Consider the following 16,641-nt stretch of genomic DNA (forward strand, 5'->3'; position numbering starts at 1 on the left):
AACCCAAAACCACGGCTATAGACCCTACTTCTACGAATCTTACTGCAACATGCGTTCATTACTCAGGGTTTTTCCGAATCAGTTTTTTGCCTCTTTAGCTATTTTAGGCTTAATTGTTGGCCTTGTTACCTCAAAAGTGGTGCTTAGTGTAGCCACCATTATGATTATGTGCAATGCCATTATCAATTTGCGCATTGTCGACAATTTTAAACGCTGGATTGGCGATACAACCAGTGTTTTACTCATATTACTATTTCTGGTTTACCTTTTAACGGGGTTTTATTCTGATGATACCGGTTATTGGATTGACCGTTGTCGCATGAAATTGCCCTTTTTAGCCTTACCATTAGGCTTCACTACCGTGAAAACCCTAACTACCAAGAGGTTTCAGCAATGGCTGGCCGTGTATTTTTATGTGATTTTTGCTGCAGCTATCGTAGTATGTATAAATTATTTTGCCCATTTTGACACACTGAACGCTAATTTGTCGAGAGGGCAACCAATTCCCGCTCCTTTGCGCGACCATATCCGTTTTAGTCTGGAAATGGCTTTTGCCATAGTTGTAGGTATTTATTTATGGAACAATCAATTTCGTTTTTCCAATCCGAAAGAAAAATATCTGCTGCTTTCAGGTATCATTTTTTTAGTGATTTTCATTCACATTTTTGCTGTTCGCTCCGGCATCGTTACATTATACATTGCCATAATTGTAATGATTTTTCATTGGTTGTTTACCAAAAAAGCATATTTAAAAGGCATAATCGCATTAGTGCTTTTAGGTGCATTTGGTTTTTCCGCAGTGCAGTTTATACCATCTTTACATTCAAGAATGTCGTACTTCCAATATGAAATGGATTTAATAAAAAAAGGTGAATTACATCCTGAACACAGCGACGCGCAACGTTTATTAAGTATTGAATATGGTTTGCAGATAGCCGAAAAAAATCCGTTGTTAGGTGTTGGCGTTGGGGATATTAAATCGGAAATGGATAAATTATATAATCAAAGTGCGGGCAGTGAATTTGTTAAGTCTAAACTACCGCACAATCAGTTTGTCTATTTTCTTGCAGCAAGTGGTATAATTGGATTTTTGGTATTCTTATTATCGCTGCTGTATCCATGGGTTAGCAAAAAACGATATAAAAATATGTTGTATACCGTGTTTCTGCTGATTATGGTTTTTAGTTTTATGGCTGAACATACATTGGAAATACAAATTGGAACTGCATTTTATCTGTTATTTTTGTTGCTGATAAAAAAATACATCGACGATTCTCAACTTACCACTGTAGAAGCAAAATTACATGCATAAAATAACTGCCATCATACCAACAAAAAATGAAGCCGTTCATATTGAAGCGGTATTGGCTTCTGTGGCCTGGTGTGATGAAATTTTAGTTGTTGATTCGTTTAGCACGGACAATACTGTTGAATTAGCAAAAAAATATACTTCCCGCGTTATTGAAAGCGAATATATTAATTCTGCAAGTCAGAAAAACAGGGCTATTCCGCAGGCTGCACACGAATGGATTTTATTAGTAGATGCCGATGAGCGTGTAACCCCTGAATTAAAAAACGAAATACAAAATTTATTAAAACAGGATATAATTCCACACGATGCCTACTGGATTTACCGTAAAAATTATTTTATGGGTAAAGAAGTAAAATACAGCGGATGGCAACGTGATAAGGTAATTCGTTTTTTTAAACGCGATACATGTCGTTATGAAGAAAAACATGTTCATGCAGAAGTTATTACTTCGGGCTCAGTAAGCAAATTAAAAAATAAGTTGGTACACAATACCTATAAAGATATTTTCCATTACCTCGAAAAATGGGATCGTTATTCAACATGGAGTGCAAACGATGCTGCTAAAAAAGTGAAACGTCCGGGGTTTTTTCATTTTATTATTAAACCTGCCTTCCGTTTTTTCAAACATTATATTATCGACCTGGGTTTTTTAGACGGTTGGACGGGATTTATTGTTTGTTCACTTGCTGCAAAAGGCGTGTTTATGCGGTATGTGAAGTTGTACGGAATGATGAAGGAAAAGGGAAGTTAATTCCAGTCGTCATCAGGCACATCGCCACTACCGGGCATAACAGGAATTATAAAATTTGTTTTTCCTATCAAATCTAAAACATAAGTTATTTCAAAAGGTGGCACCAAAGTATTTGCAGGAGTAAATAATGCTACCCAGCGAATTCTAATTTGTTCATTTTCTGAAAGGTTTTTAAGATCCGAAGGACTCGTTAGTCTAAATTGATTTTGTTGATTTACCTCAAGTCGTCGAATTGTTGTAATTGTATGTGGTAATATAGCGTTTCTGTGAAATCTTTCTAATTCAGCATATTGGCTAGTAATTGTCATGTCAGCCCAGGGAGCTACCTGGAATAATCCAATTGGTGAAACCTTTACTAAAGCATAATAATTTTGCGCAAATTCATCAGCAGGAATCCACTCTACTTCAATTGAATTTGGTCTCGGATCATTTCCAAATGCAACACCAACTTCATCAGCAGCTTTAAAGCCATATGTACCAAATCTGATTTTATTGCAACGTTGATATGTTTGAGGCCATCCAAGTGGCAAATAAACCGGACCGTTTTCTGTCATAATTGTTTTTGCTTCAAAAGTGCCGGTCAAATTAATTTCAAAATCCGATACAGGTAAAACGACTACGATGGTTCCTTCAATTTTACCGGTTGCTGCACCCATTAATTTTATATCATACTCAGTAGGTGTATTTTCATTCTCGCTTTGAAATAATGAGTAGATAACCCCGGCGGCTTTTGCAGCTGCTGCTAGTTCAATTGAGCCCGCTGCAACGGCTGTTGTAATAAAATCTTTGATTTCCCAGGCACCTTTCAGTGCATTTACGCTTGTACTAATATAATTTTTTACCGTTCCATATTGATCCTCTTCAACACTTGTGGAAGGCACACCTTTACCGCTTAAATTAAGTGACAAATTCGCTTCAAGATTTACTTGTCCTTCCAAAATACCTTTAAAATCTAACCGCAATAATTTTCTATCCGATTCTTTTAATTCATTTGCATTAGCTTCAACATTAGGGAACAACAACCCTAAACAACCTCCCAGCGCTCTCAATGGTTGGGTTTCAGGATATAAAACAGGATCAAATAAGGTAGCAGTTTCGGTTCTAAGCCATTTCCCTTCAGACGTTGATGAAGATGCTGTAAGGTCATGAAATGCTTCATTTAAACCCGGCCATGTAAAAGTAGGTGTGTAAGCTTCTGAAATAATTACTTCATCTGCGTTACGATTATTGAACCAATTGGATATTAAATCCCAAAAACCATTTGTTTTAGGTTTGGGTTGAGGTAAAACCACATTTGGCGGAATATCAACGAGCGGGAAACTCCATGTTTTAACGGCAGTTCGTTCAGAATTTACTAATGAAGTTTTAACGAGTAATTTATTAAAATTTCGTTCCTGAACATTAGGTAAATAAATAAACAAGCGTAAAACGCCGGTAATAATATTATATAATAATACATAACCGATTTGGTTTGGAGAACCGCCAAATTGATATCCAAATACCCGCCACCCTTTTTGACTATCAGGATACCAATAATTTTGAACTTCATTTTCATTAAAATCATAATTATCGGGCACTTCCCACCATGGACGGTTAATAATTAGATGGTCAATTTCACCATTTTCATTGTACCAATTCCAATCTACTTTAGGGTTCAAATCATTGTCATCAATTATGCCAGAAATGGTACCAATAGAAATACATGGCAAATCATTATCGGTTGGATTTAAACCCCCGTCAACAAGAAGGCCTTCTATATTTATCGGTTGATTTAATACTTCATTATTATTTTTTATCAGATTAATTTTCTTCCTTATAATATGAGCTGCTTTCTGATAAGATATAGTTGGAATATCTAAATAAGGTGCAAGTAAAACTAATTCATCTAACAATTTTTTACTTAAGCCCGCTTTCAGTAATTTATTGTAGTTACCATGAATATTAATTTCCGACAATTTATTAAGACCATTGTTTTTTAATGTCTCAAAAAGGTTATGCGGAAACCAGCTTTCTTTTATTTTATTCGGTCGTTTTGCGACCTGACTTATTTGATTATTAGAATTAATAACACACTCAAAACTAATCTGAGTATTCCCGGGTTGAGCAACAAAAACATATTCACCAAGATTCAAATCCTCAACTGCATCAATGGTTAATTCTTTAATCAGTTCTAATGGTTCAATTAATGTTTTTCTATAATAAAGCCAATATCTAACACTATTCGCGTTTTTGAATAAACCCTCAAATGATACCTTACTGCCAATTCCCAGCCATAAGTACCATCCAACAAAACTTTTGTCTGTTCCTTCTGACTGTAAAACATTCGAACCGTTTTTCAAACTACCAACAATTGGAATTTCAACCGGTAAATTATTTAAAATAATTAATTCTTTATACTTGTACATTTTCAGTGAGTTATAATCATCAAAATTACACGGATACTTCATATTTCCATTAACGGAAAACCGTGAATTTGATTAGAATCTTATGTGCGAGTTGTTAATTCATTTAACTTAGCAACCGATTGCTGCTAATAATTATAAAACGACATGACTTTAAAAAACAAACTATTAAGTATTATTGCTATTACTATATTAATAGATGGCTGTAATCCCGGTACAAATAACAATTATGACGAAATTGCACTCCATCATGCTCCAATACTTTATCAGGATACAGATGATTGGCATTACTCTGCTGACTACATTACCAGGTTCGACTACGATGGAGATTGGAAAGGAATTAACAATTGGGAAAATTTATCGAGTTTTGAAATTAATGCCGCTTGTTATTACTCGGTAGTTGAAACAGCAACTCATTTTTTTATTATTTATGCATTTTATCACCCTCGTGACTGGACGCATATTCCATATATTACTGATGAACACGAAAACGATTTTGAAGGGATTTTGTCTGTCATAAAAAAAGATAATAGTGAATTTGGAACTTTGATTGCCATGGTAACTACTTCTCATACCGACTTTTATTCTTATGTAAACCCCAATGCCGGTTTATCTGCTAATAATAAATCTATTGATGGAGATATCAGATTTGAAGTGTTTCAAAACGAAATGCATCCAAAAATTTATCAAGGCCCACGGGGGCATCCTATTATGGGTGATTCATCAGTAGCAAATTTTAGTGGTGCAGATGATGAAGATGGTGTTATTTATTTTCCTTCATTAACAGATTCTGAAATGCCAACCGATGGTAACAATCGCAATGTACAATACAAGTTAATAAATATGGCTGATTATGGAAATTTGTGGACTTTTCAATTGTTAGAAGCAAAACAAAATTCTTCAGATACAAAAACATTTTATAGCTGGGGTGTTTTAAAAGGAGATGATGGTGGGGATTGTGATGGAATTTTCCCTTTTGGTTGCCCAAGCAATTCATCAAATACGCCATGGGGTTGGGATGATAAAGATGATAAAAACAATCATCGCGGTGAAATAGCATTGAATCCCGCAAAACTTATAAACTATTACTTCAAAGATTTAGGCGCTTATGAAACAACCTATGCAAATAACTTTTACATTAAAGATTTACAAGAACAGGGATTTACCTCGAACTTTAAACCGAATGGCTGGAATCACTATGTTGTTTTAGAAGAACTGTTTGATTTATTAGAGTGATAAAATTTTGCAGCTCCTATTTAAAAAACTTACTTACATAAATTTCCTGGCGCTGACTGATGCGTAGATAATAAATACCGCGCATTAAGCCTGAAACATCAATGATATAATCTTTTATGGGCGGATAAAATTCCAGGTTATAGCTAATTACTTCCTGTCCTAAAGCATTATAAATTGCCATTTCAATTTCTTTATCACGGGTGCTGGTTACCTGCAGATAAATATTGTCGATAACAGGATTCGGATAAATGTCAACAATTACCAATTCACCTTCATTTGCAACCGCACATTTATATTTTCCCAACACACGGTAAAATTCTTCCGTTTGTAAATTATTACATAAAATATCTTTTATAAATGGTGCTGCATAAATAATTATTGAGTCCGGAATAACGGCGTCGTGTCCTGCACCTTCGGCAATATAAAACTGATATGTTCTGCCTAAACGTTTCGACATCTGTACCAACTGCCAGCTTCCATGCAGATTGGGATATTCAAAGGGCTGATAACAAAAAAATGTTGGGCCGGAAAAAAACGGAACGATAGAATCGCAGGTACCATGAAAATATAAATGCGGGAAACTATTATTATATAATAAACTGGTGTCTTCAATTCCTCCTGCTTCAGTTATTACGCCCATTGGATTAAAATGATAATTGGTATACGCATTTACTGCTGTATCAATACTGCCTAATTCATCATAAAATTGTGGGTCGTAATCACTTTGTGAGGCATATAAGGCAAACAAAATTAAACGTGAACCTGCACTGTTGCCTTCAACAAAAATTGCATTGGTATCTATACCATAACCATCGGCCTCTGCCTTAATAAAACGATAAGCCGCGCGCACATCTTGTATAGCTCTGTAGGTAGCACGAAATAAATCGGTAGTATCTCCGCCACAACCATCATCAGCATCACCATTATCCCAACCTATGCGATAATCGATGCTTACATATACATATCCCATGCGCGCATATAAGTAACCAAGGTCGACGGCTCCCTGACTGTCTTTTGAACCACCAACCAATCCGCCACCATGTACAAAAAAGATTAATGGTTTTTTAGTGAGTTCATCCAGAGCAGGTTTAGGCCTGTAAATATCCAGTTTCAAATCCTGCATATTTCCCAGATTATTAATACCTTCTCCGTAAACTACATCTGAAGTAACCTCTATATCTGATTCTTCGAAAATAAATTCATCGAAACGATTCATGTTACAATAGTCCTGAGCAGACAGCAACACACTACATAATACGGATAAACTAAATAAAAATGTTTTCATTTTGAACACCAAATCAAACATTACAAAATTACGGTATTTAAAATAAACTATCCTCAGCCCAATTCGACCTTTCAGGATAATCGGTGGTGTAATGGAGACCACGGCTTTCTTTTCTTGCACTTGCGCCGCGGGTTATTAAAAATCCAATTGTAATCAGGTTTCTCAATTCACACAATTGAGGTGAAATTGTAGTAGTATCATATAGTTTTTCAGTTTCCTCATATAATAAATGTAATCTTGCCAATGCGCGCTCCAACCTTTCGTTACTGCGAACAATGCCAACATAATTTGTCATTATTTCTTTCAACTCCCTGATACTTTGTGTTATCATAACCATTTCTTTCGGCTCATTCGTTCCTTCTGCATTCCAATCAGGAATATTTTCCTGAAATTCGATGGTATCAATTTTATTTGCAGCATCTTCATAAATTCTGTTCGCAAAAACTAAAGCCTCTAATAATGAATTACTTGCAAGTCGGTTAGCCCCATGTAAACCGGTTGAACTACATTCGCCGCAGGCATATAAATTATTGATGCTGGAATTGCCATGTGCATCTGTTAAAACACCACCACACATATAATGTGCCGCAGGAACCACAGGAATAAAATCTTTTAAAATATCTAATCCGATAGATTTACATTTTTCATAAATATTGGGGAAATGATTTAACAATTCCTCTTTAGGAATTGGTGAACAATCTAAATACACAAATTCATCACCACGAATTTTCATTTCATTATCTATTGCACGCGCAACTATATCTCGCGGCGCTAACGATTTTCGTTCATCGTATTTATGCATAAACGGCTGGCCATCGCTGGTTTTTAATTCACCACCTGCGCCGCGAATTGCTTCAGTAATTAAAAAGGATGGAGAAACACCGGGTTGATATAATGATGTAGGATGAAATTGAACGAATTCCATATTCGAAATTCTTCCTTTTGCACGATACACCATTGCCATACCATCACCGGTTGCAATTAATGGATTAGTCGTATTTTTATAAACCTGTCCGGCACCACCGCTCGCCATTACCGTAATTTTTGCAATAATTTTTTCGATGGTTTTATTTTTTTTATTTAATACATACACACCATAACATTCTATATCCGGTGTATGCCTTGTTACAATTCTTCCAAGATGATGTTGTGTAATAATATCAATAACAAAATGGTGTGCATGAATGGTAATATTCGGTAACGAAACTGCTTCTTCCAATAATGTTTTTTCTATTTCTTTTCCTGTTACATCTTTATGATGGAGTACACGAAATTCTGAATGGCCGCCTTCTTTTCCTAAACTGTATTCACCTTCTTTATTTTTATCAAAATCTGCACCCCAATTAATTATTTCCTTAACACGTTCTGGACCTTCTTTAACTACTATTTCAACGATATCGCGTTTACATAATCCGTCACCGGCAATTAATGTATCGCTAATATGTTTTTCATAGCTGTCTTTTTCAAAATCCCATACTGCAGCAATACCACCTTGCGCATATTTGGTATTGGTTTCTTCTTCTTCAGCTTTTGTTATGATGGTAATTGTTTTATCGGGGAAACGACGTGCTGTTTTGAGCGCGAATGTTAGTCCGGCAATTCCGGAACCTATTACAAGAAAATCGGCTTTATGCATTATGCGAAGGTAAGCCGTTTCGCCTGATTTCATTAATTTTATTATATAAAAATCCGCTTATGGAACAAACAACCTGGATATCACGTACTTTCAATTTTGACTTCCCTGTCGGTTTGTTTCCTGTTATAACCGGCCGATTATCAGGCACTTATGCGCGTTTAGCCGAAATAACGAATAATTGTAATACCAATTTGCTCACCTATCAGCCACAAGCCAAATGGAGTATTCAGCAACATATTGGCCATTTAATTGATTTGGAAGAATTACATATCGGCAGGCTTGAGGATTACAAATCGGGAGCAACAATATTGCGCGCCTGGGATGTTGTAAATCAAAAAACAAATTTGGGAAATCACAATCAGCAAACTTTACAACAATTGTTATCAGAATTTAGACGGGTAAGAAATATGTTATTATTTGATTTAACTTCTTTTAGTGATAACGAATTAAATAATACGGCAATGCATCCGCGATTGGAAGTAAAAATGCGGATTGTAGATCTGGCTTATTTTATTGCTGAACATGATGATCATCATATTGCCAAAATAATTACCATCTTAAATAAATAAATTCCGCTTAATATATTTTTAATTATTTATTTTGCTCGCGGTATTGGTAAGTTGCTTCTAATGCTTCATAAAATTCAGCGCCATATTTACGAATCAATGCAGTTTTTACAAAACGAAAAATTGGAACGCCCAATTCTTTTCCATTTTTACAAGCCGGTTTACAAATACTCCATTTTTCGTAATTCAATGCCTGAAAATCTCCAACTTTTGAAATTCGAATTGGATATAAATGACAACTAACCGGTTTTTGCCATTTTATTTTTTTATCTAAAAACGCCTTTTCAATGCCACATAAAGCGACACCTTTTTCCCAAATGGTATAAGCACATGGCCCGTCTTTCATTAATGGAGTTTTTAAAACACCTTCTTCGTTGGTAACCCAGTAGCCTTGTTTTTCAATTGCATCAATACCATCTTTTGTAAGGTATTCTTTTACAATAGGATATACTTTTTTTAATTGTTTTTTTTCATCTTCATCAACAAATGCACCTTCATCGCCTTCAACACAACAAGCACCCATACAGGCATTTAAATTGCAAACAAATTCTTTATCAAGAATATCTTCACTTACCAGAGTCTGCTGAATAATAATCATACTGCAAATTTACAGCTTTTTTGGATGAATTTTACAGGTGCAACACCTTATCTACCTAGAATACAATTACATCCCCAACAAAAAAATTGCAGGAATTTTTTCCATCACCGGCACTTGCTTTTTCCAATATTGAACCTCATTGGTTCGAATCGATTCTTTTGGTCCGGTGAGGTCGCTGGCCACACACAATTTAGTGTTTGAACTGCAGGCACTTATTACATCCTGAATAATAGCGTTATTGCGATAAGGTGTTTCAATAAAAATTTGAGTAATTCCCCTTCGTGCGTCAGTATCCATTTGCTGAATATATTGTTTGCGCATCGGTTGCTTTACGGGAATATAACCGTGAAAATGAAATTGCTGACCGTTTAATCCGCTTGCCATTAAAGCCAGCAAAATACTGGAAGGGCCTACCAGTGGAATTATTTTTATACCATTTTGATGACATAACTGCACCAATGCACTACCCGGGTCGGCAACTGCGGGAACACCGGCATCACTCATTAAACCGCAGTCGTTTCCATTTTTTAAATGGCTAATGTATGTTGACACCGCTGTAGCATCTGTATGTTCGTTGAGTGGTAAAACTATAGTTGTGTCGAATGAAGCGGTAAATCCTGTTTTCCGCAGGTATCTGCGCGCAGTTTTTTCATCTTCAACAAAAAACACGGTTAATCTTTTTGTTATATCATGAACATATTGTGGTATTACATGTATCGCTTCTTCGCTTAAAACAGTAGGTATCAGATATAAGGTGCCGTTCATAAAAAAGTATCGTGTTGATGAAGCTCTGCAATTGTACTAATATCTTTGCGTTGTTGTTGCAGATGCAGAACAAAATTGGATGAATAATTTCACATTAAAAAAAACATTTTATACCCAGGCCGATACTTTAGGTATTGCTCAGGCTTTATTGGGTAAAAAGTTGGTTACCACTTTTGATGGTATTACCACCTCGGGTATTATATGTGAAACAGAAGCATATTGCGGCACGCTAGACAGAGGTTGCCATGCATATAACAATCGTTTTACGGAAAGAACAAAGGTTATGTATAACGAAGGTGGTGTGAGTTATGTTTACATTTGTTATGGCATACATTATCTTTTTAATGTGGTTACACATAACGCCGGTGAACCGCATGCCATTTTAATAAGAGCAATAGAACCGTTAGACGGAATACCATTTATGCTGGAAAGACGCAATCTTCAAAAATATTCAAAAAGTATTGGTGCCGGACCGGGTTTGGTAACCCAATGTTTGGGTATTACAACAAAACATAATGGTTTATCGTTAATGGGGCAGGCGATTCGAATATGTGATGCCGAACCCGTTGACCCTAAAAATATTATTGCCTCACCACGTGTAGGAATGAATTTTAGTGGTCCCTATAAATTAATACCCTGGCGATTTCGAATAGCTAATTCACCTTTTACCAGTAAAGCCAAATAATTTGCGCATCAATACGAAACTCAATATTGTATTATTACGCACAACTGAATGGAAATTAGTTTTTAAGCCATTTGGTTACCATAAATTATTGCTTGCATTTTTTGGGTTTTTATTAACCGGTCGTATTGGCGGAATTTTTCTTGGCTTATTTATTGGATTGATTATGGATTGCGATTTAATGGTAAAACGCAAACCCAAAAAACCGGGCGATAATCGTATCAGTTATTTAATGTTAGGTGCATTTGTTTTACAGGCAAGTGAGTTAGGCGACAGGATTATGAATGAAACACTGCGCTATCGACTGGTGGAAAAATTTGGAGATAATTATGCGGCAAAAAGATTTGCATTTTTTAATGAACTGATGCGACAACGTATCCAGGTGGAAGCAATCTGTGATCAGATAAAAAGTTATGCAACTGAAAATGAAAAAAAAGATATCATTCAGTTTTTATTCGATTTAAGTTTTCATCCTACAGCAAACAGCGATAAATTACATCATAGTATTAATTATATCGCTGCACGTATTTCATTACCTTACGAATCGGTACAGGAAATTTATTCCGCATTTAAAAATCAGCACACGCGACAACAATATAAAACGACTACAACTTACACCAATAATTCAACTGATATTTATTCCACTTTTAATCTCACATTAAACTGCACTGAAAAAGAATTAAAAACCGCATTCCATCATCTTGCTAAAAAATACCATCCTGATTCCAATCCTTCTGCATCCGGTTCAGAAAAAATAATTATGCAAGATAAACTTCGAAAAATAATTGAAGCTTATGATGAAATTAAGATGCGACGTGGATGGAAATGAGGTGATGAATTGAATTAATTTGAAAATTTGCGTTTTTAGAATAATGTAAAGAACAGCCTTAACCACAAAGACTCCAAGGCCACAAAGAGACACAAAGTTTTTAATACAATTCACTTAGCGAAACTTAGCGGCCTTGGAGCCTTTGAGGTTTCGGCTGTTTGTTGAGGAATTTTCAATTGTTCGACAACTGAACATGCACAATTTTTCATTTCAGTGTTTGCATGCATTACTCATTAATATTTCCACAATAGTGGATGCCTCATAACTGCAAAATTTTCCATAAAAAACCCCAGCTCAGTCGGGAGACTTTACCGGGGGATCCCCATGAAAACACAAAATTTAGTCCGCCATGGCGAACAATATCTTAATTACTGCGCAAGATACGCTTTAAGCGCTTTATTTCTTGTACTTGAGCGTAATTTATTTATAGCATTATCTTTTATCTGACGTACACGTTCACGTGTTAATCCAAATTCTTCACCAATATCTTCTAACGTCATTGCGTAAGGAACACCAATTCCGAAAAAAAGTTTAATAACATCGCGTTCTCTTTCAGTTAAAGTTGCCAAAGTACGTTCAGTTTCCACTTTTAATGAGTGACTGTAATCCAGTTTTTCATCTGTACGTTCTGTATCGCGGTTTTCCAATACGTCGAGTAAGCTGCTGTTTTCACCATCATCGAAAGGTGCATCAACAGATACGTGGCGGCTTGAAACACTTAATGTATTTTTAATTTCTTCCGGTGCCAGTTCCAAAACTTCTGCTAATTCTTCGGAAGTTGGTTCACGTTCAAATTTTTGTTCTAATTCAGAAAATGCACGATTGATTTTGCTGAGTGAGCCAACCTTATTTAAAGGTAAACGCACTAAGCGGCTTTGTTCAGCCAATGCCTGCATAATGCTTTGGCGAATCCACCAAACGGCGTATGAAATGAATTTGAAACCTTTCGTTTCATCAAATTTTTGAGCTGCTTTTACCAGACCAACATTGCCTTCATTAATTAAATCGTTTAATGATAAACCATTGTGTTGGTATTGTTTTGCAACCGATACCACGAAACGAAGGTTGGCTTTCACCAGTTTCTCCAACGCAAGCTGGTCACCCTGTTTGATTTTCTGCGCAAGGGTAACTTCCTCTTCTGCAGTAACCAGGTCTACCTTACCAATTTCCTGTAAATACTTCTCTAACGACTCGCTTTCGCGGTTGGTGATGGATTTCGTAATCTTAAGCTGACGCATCGTTAATTAACCTCGTTTGTTTCTTGTGAAATGAATGGTTCGTTAAATTAGAACGGTATGCTCATTAAAAAGTTTCCTCAAACTCAATAAAAATAATAAAATCGAGCCGGGGTGCAAAGTTACTAAGATTTTCAATACAAATCAATAGCCCGTCTATTTTTAAACAAAAACGATAAGGATTTCAATTTCGGTATGTGCAATTGCCGGATTAAAATCATTGGCCGACAATCAGTTTCAGCCGTATATTTGGACAACTATGCGTCGGTTTTTACTGATTTATCTGCTTATAAGCGGCTTTGGTGCCTATTCACAAGCGTTTTATACGGGTTCGGGGTGGGAATACCACGGCGAACTTACCTATACCGCTTTCGGCTGGAGCATGAGTAATGCCGGGGATGTGAATGGTGATGGGTTTACAGATATGATTGTTTCGGCAATCGACTACAGTAACCCCGAAGCAACCAACGGCGAAGAAGGGAAATTATTTTTATTTTACGGAAGCCCTGACGGTCTGGAAACCGAACCGGCATGGGAGTTTGAGTCGAATAACGATAGTTCGGTTTTGGGGTTTAGCACTTCCGGAGGCGACCTAAACGGCGATGGATTTAGCGATGTGGTGGCGGGTTGTCTGCAATGGACCGGCGACCAGTATAACGAAGGCCGTATTTACCTCTGGTATGGTTCTCCTTCGGGTTTAAACCCCGGTGAGCCGGACTGGAGCTTGGATTTTGACCAGGTTTTTGCTCTGTTAGGCAGCGGAGTAGCTTTGGACGGCGATATTAATGGCGATGGCTATAACGATTTGTTCCTTTCTGCAAAAATGTGGGACGAGCCTGAAATTGAAGAAGGCAAAACCTGGCTCTACTGGGGTAGCCCCGATGGCCCGGTTGAATCAGGATGGAGCTGGCAGGCTGATCAGGAAGGTGCCATTTCAGGTTTTCCGGTTAATTATGCGGGAGATGTTAATGGCGATGGTTTTGACGATGTGGTAATAGGTGCAAATCAATATGATTTTGATGAAATTGATGATGGTTTGGCGGTTTCATTTTATGGTTCCGCAGCAGGATTGAATGCTTCGCCGGACTGGATGATGAGCAGCGGACAAAAAAAATGCAATTTCGGGCATTGGGTAGATGGTGCCGGCGATGTAAATGGAGATGGTTATGATGATGTGGTAGTTTCTGCGTTGTTGTACGAAAGTGATTCTGCAAGCCATAATGAAGGTCGAATTTTTGTTTATCACGGCTCGCCTTCCGGTTTAAGCAATGAGGTAAATTGGTACGGAGAAATTAATCAGGCTGAAGCTCAATTTGGATATAGTTGTGCAGGTGCCGGTGATATCAATAATGATGGTTATGATGATGTGATTGGTGGTGCAAAATATTGGGACAATGGTGAGTTGGATGAAGGTGGTGCTTTTGTTTGGTTTGGAAGTGCAGCAGGACTGGAAACAGATTATTGTTTTTCAGCTGAAGGAAATCAGGATGCCGGTTATTTTGGCCGACATGTTGGTGGGGATGCAGATTTTAATAATGATGGTTATTCCGATTTTATGGTTGGCGCTTACCGGTATTCGGAAGTGCTAGAAGCAGATGGTAAAGGTTATGCATATTACGGTGCTCCTCGTCCAGCCGATTTTTATTTTGAAGAAGATACTTTTTGTATAGATGCAATTAATCCTTTACCAATAATTACCGGTTTTACGAGTGGTATTTTTTCAAGTGATGATTTAATTACGAATGCTGCAACCGGAGAAATTAATTTAACAGCAAGTGGTTATGGCGGACCATTTACAATTACTTATTCGGTAGATGGTTATTGCGCAGTAAGTAAAAATATCTGGATTGAAGATGCAAATGCAGTTTCAGCATTTAATTATGGAAATGATAGTATTTGTTTGGATGGAACAATAATTTCTCCGGAAATAACCATTGCATCAACAGGTGTTTTTTCATCTGATATTATCGAAATTGATGCCATAACAGGAAATATAAATACAGCAGCAGTTATACCGGGCTTGGTAAATATTTATTATTCAGGAATTACAAATGCAGGTTGCAACTTTATTGATACGTTACAACTGTATTTTCAGGAACCGCCTACACTGAATTTAGAACAAGATACTTTTTGTATTGAACTCGGAACAACATTACCAGTGGTAAATATTGAAGGCGGAATATTTTATTCACCGGATGCGATATTGAATGCAGAAACCGGATCAATTGATTTAATGGAAACCGGAGTGGGCGGACCATTTCATATTTATTATAACTTAAACAATATTTGCGCAAACGCAGCAGCTGTATTTTATATTGATAGTGCAGACAATAACTTAGCTGCTTTTAATTTTATTGAAGATAGTATTTGTGAAAGTCACCCAAATCTTTTACCTGTATTAAGCGGTTTAACAGGTGGTGCATACACTTCAGTAACAGCTGTTGTCAATACAACTACCGGAGAGTTATCTGTTTCAGAAACACCTGATGGTGTGCATATCATATTTTATTCCCTCACAACAAATTCAGGTTGTGAAATAACTTATAGTGACACGATTATTATAATTGCTAATCCAGATGCAACATTTAATTATTTTCCTGACACCATTTTTATTGGAGATGTAAATGCTGTTCCAAATATAACTGGTGAAGCAGGAATATTTACTGTTGTGCCGGAAGGTTTATTATTTGCAGATGTGTTTGGTGTTATCGATTTAATTAATTCTACCCCGGGTAGCTATATTATTTATAATACAGTAAGTAATAGTATTTGCACACAAACCGATTCTTTTACAGTATCAATTTTACCTGAATGTATTGCTCCACAACAAGTTACTGTAGATTATTTTAATAGCAATACTTTAATTATAAGTTGGGAAATTAACATTGATTATACTGACTATACTGTTTTATTAATAAATGGTGAGGATACTTTATTTTATACATCAACCTACAACACAATAACCATAAACGATCTGGATGCTGAAACAACATATATCATCATTGTATTAACCAATTGTTCATCTCAAAAAACAAACGCTGCAGATTCAATTGTTATAACAACAGCTGCATTGAATTTGACAACTTCTATTGCGCCACAAATTAATATCTACCCCAATCCAACCTCCGGTGATATTACGATTGAATCAGATTTATTAGCACACGGTGGCCAGATTACTATTTTTAATTTAAATGGTCAATTGGTTTATGATGAAATCATCAGTGAAAATTATAATAACTATGTATTAAAAGCAAATACGCTGGTGGCAGGCTATTATTATATTCAAATTAGTAATGGATATAAAATGCATTATGGCTCAGTAGTGATTGAATAAAAGTATGTTA

The 16,641-nt window shown here is 36.3% G+C and carries 13 protein-coding genes; 7 read left to right on the forward strand and 6 right to left on the reverse strand.

Translation table 11 applies throughout. The features are described 5' to 3' along the window. Positions 1-49: 49 nt before the first annotated feature. Positions 50-1,312, forward strand: coding sequence for an O-antigen ligase family protein (locus IPI65_22625; GenBank protein ID MBK7444227.1), 1,263 nt, complete (start codon positions 50-52; stop codon positions 1,310-1,312). Next, positions 1,305-2,063 carry a glycosyltransferase family 2 protein gene (locus IPI65_22630; protein ID MBK7444228.1) on the forward strand — a complete coding sequence of 253 codons (759 nt, stop codon included), beginning with the start codon at positions 1,305-1,307 and terminating at the stop codon, positions 2,061-2,063. The genes IPI65_22625 and IPI65_22630 overlap by 8 nt, the downstream gene beginning before the upstream one ends. Here the strand turns inward: IPI65_22630 and IPI65_22635 are convergent. Continuing rightward, positions 2,060-4,510 carry a hypothetical protein gene (locus tag IPI65_22635; GenBank protein ID MBK7444229.1) on the reverse strand — a complete coding sequence of 817 codons (2,451 nt, stop codon included), beginning with the start codon at positions 4,508-4,510 and terminating at the stop codon, positions 2,060-2,062. The two genes, IPI65_22630 and IPI65_22635, sit on opposite strands and share 4 nt — an antisense overlap. 102 nt (positions 4,511-4,612) lie before the next feature. Here IPI65_22635 and IPI65_22640 point away from each other — a divergent pair, with 102 nt between their 5' ends. After that, the gene (locus IPI65_22640; protein MBK7444230.1) at positions 4,613-5,701 is read left to right on the forward strand and encodes a hypothetical protein; all 1,089 of its coding nucleotides are present in this window, start codon (positions 4,613-4,615) and stop codon (positions 5,699-5,701) included. Between the two features lie 16 nt (positions 5,702-5,717). Here IPI65_22640 and IPI65_22645 read toward each other — a convergent pair whose 3' ends face one another. Beyond that, positions 5,718-6,986: a carboxylesterase family protein gene (locus IPI65_22645; protein ID MBK7444231.1), complete on the reverse strand. Its 1,269-nt coding sequence runs from the start codon at positions 6,984-6,986 to the stop codon at positions 5,718-5,720. 37 nt (positions 6,987-7,023) lie between these two features. Beyond that, complete coding sequence (nadB, locus tag IPI65_22650) at positions 7,024-8,622, reverse strand: L-aspartate oxidase (GenBank protein ID MBK7444232.1); 1,599 nt, start codon at positions 8,620-8,622, stop codon at positions 7,024-7,026. A 59-nt stretch (positions 8,623-8,681) separates the two neighbouring features. Between nadB and IPI65_22655 the strand changes: the two genes are divergently transcribed. Next, a complete protein-coding gene (locus IPI65_22655; protein MBK7444233.1) occupies positions 8,682-9,191 on the forward strand; it encodes a DinB family protein in 510 nt (169 codons plus the stop codon). 22 nt (positions 9,192-9,213) lie between these two features. Here IPI65_22655 and IPI65_22660 read toward each other — a convergent pair whose 3' ends face one another. Together IPI65_22660 and IPI65_22665 are read right to left on the reverse strand one after the other, a co-directional pair. After that, entirely contained in the window at positions 9,214-9,786 is a 573-nt protein-coding gene (locus IPI65_22660; protein MBK7444234.1) for a DUF3109 family protein, read from the reverse strand. A gap of 66 nt (positions 9,787-9,852) precedes the next feature. Next, entirely contained in the window at positions 9,853-10,551 is a 699-nt protein-coding gene (locus IPI65_22665) for an SAM-dependent methyltransferase (GenBank protein MBK7444235.1), read from the reverse strand. A 79-nt stretch (positions 10,552-10,630) separates the two neighbouring features. Between IPI65_22665 and IPI65_22670 the strand changes: the two genes are divergently transcribed. Both IPI65_22670 and IPI65_22675 read left to right on the forward strand, forming a co-directional pair. Then, positions 10,631-11,236: a DNA-3-methyladenine glycosylase gene (locus IPI65_22670; protein MBK7444236.1), complete on the forward strand. Its 606-nt coding sequence runs from the start codon at positions 10,631-10,633 to the stop codon at positions 11,234-11,236. A 1-nt stretch (position 11,237) separates the two neighbouring features. After that, the gene (locus tag IPI65_22675) at positions 11,238-12,062 is read left to right on the forward strand and encodes a DnaJ domain-containing protein (protein MBK7444237.1); all 825 of its coding nucleotides are present in this window, start codon (positions 11,238-11,240) and stop codon (positions 12,060-12,062) included. 368 nt (positions 12,063-12,430) lie between these two features. On the opposite strand, the gene IPI65_22680 is transcribed toward IPI65_22675, so the two are convergent. Further along, entirely contained in the window at positions 12,431-13,300 is an 870-nt protein-coding gene (locus IPI65_22680; GenBank protein MBK7444238.1) for a sigma-70 family RNA polymerase sigma factor, read from the reverse strand. Between the two features lie 256 nt (positions 13,301-13,556). Here IPI65_22680 and IPI65_22685 point away from each other — a divergent pair, with 256 nt between their 5' ends. Next, on the forward strand, positions 13,557-16,631 hold the full coding sequence (locus IPI65_22685; protein MBK7444239.1) for an FG-GAP repeat protein: 3,075 nt from the start codon (positions 13,557-13,559) through the stop codon (positions 16,629-16,631). Positions 16,632-16,641 lie beyond the last annotated feature (10 nt).

The organism is Bacteroidota bacterium (assembly GCA_016706255.1).
In the GTDB taxonomy this organism is placed as follows: Bacteria; Bacteroidota; Bacteroidia; order Chitinophagales; family BACL12; genus UBA7236.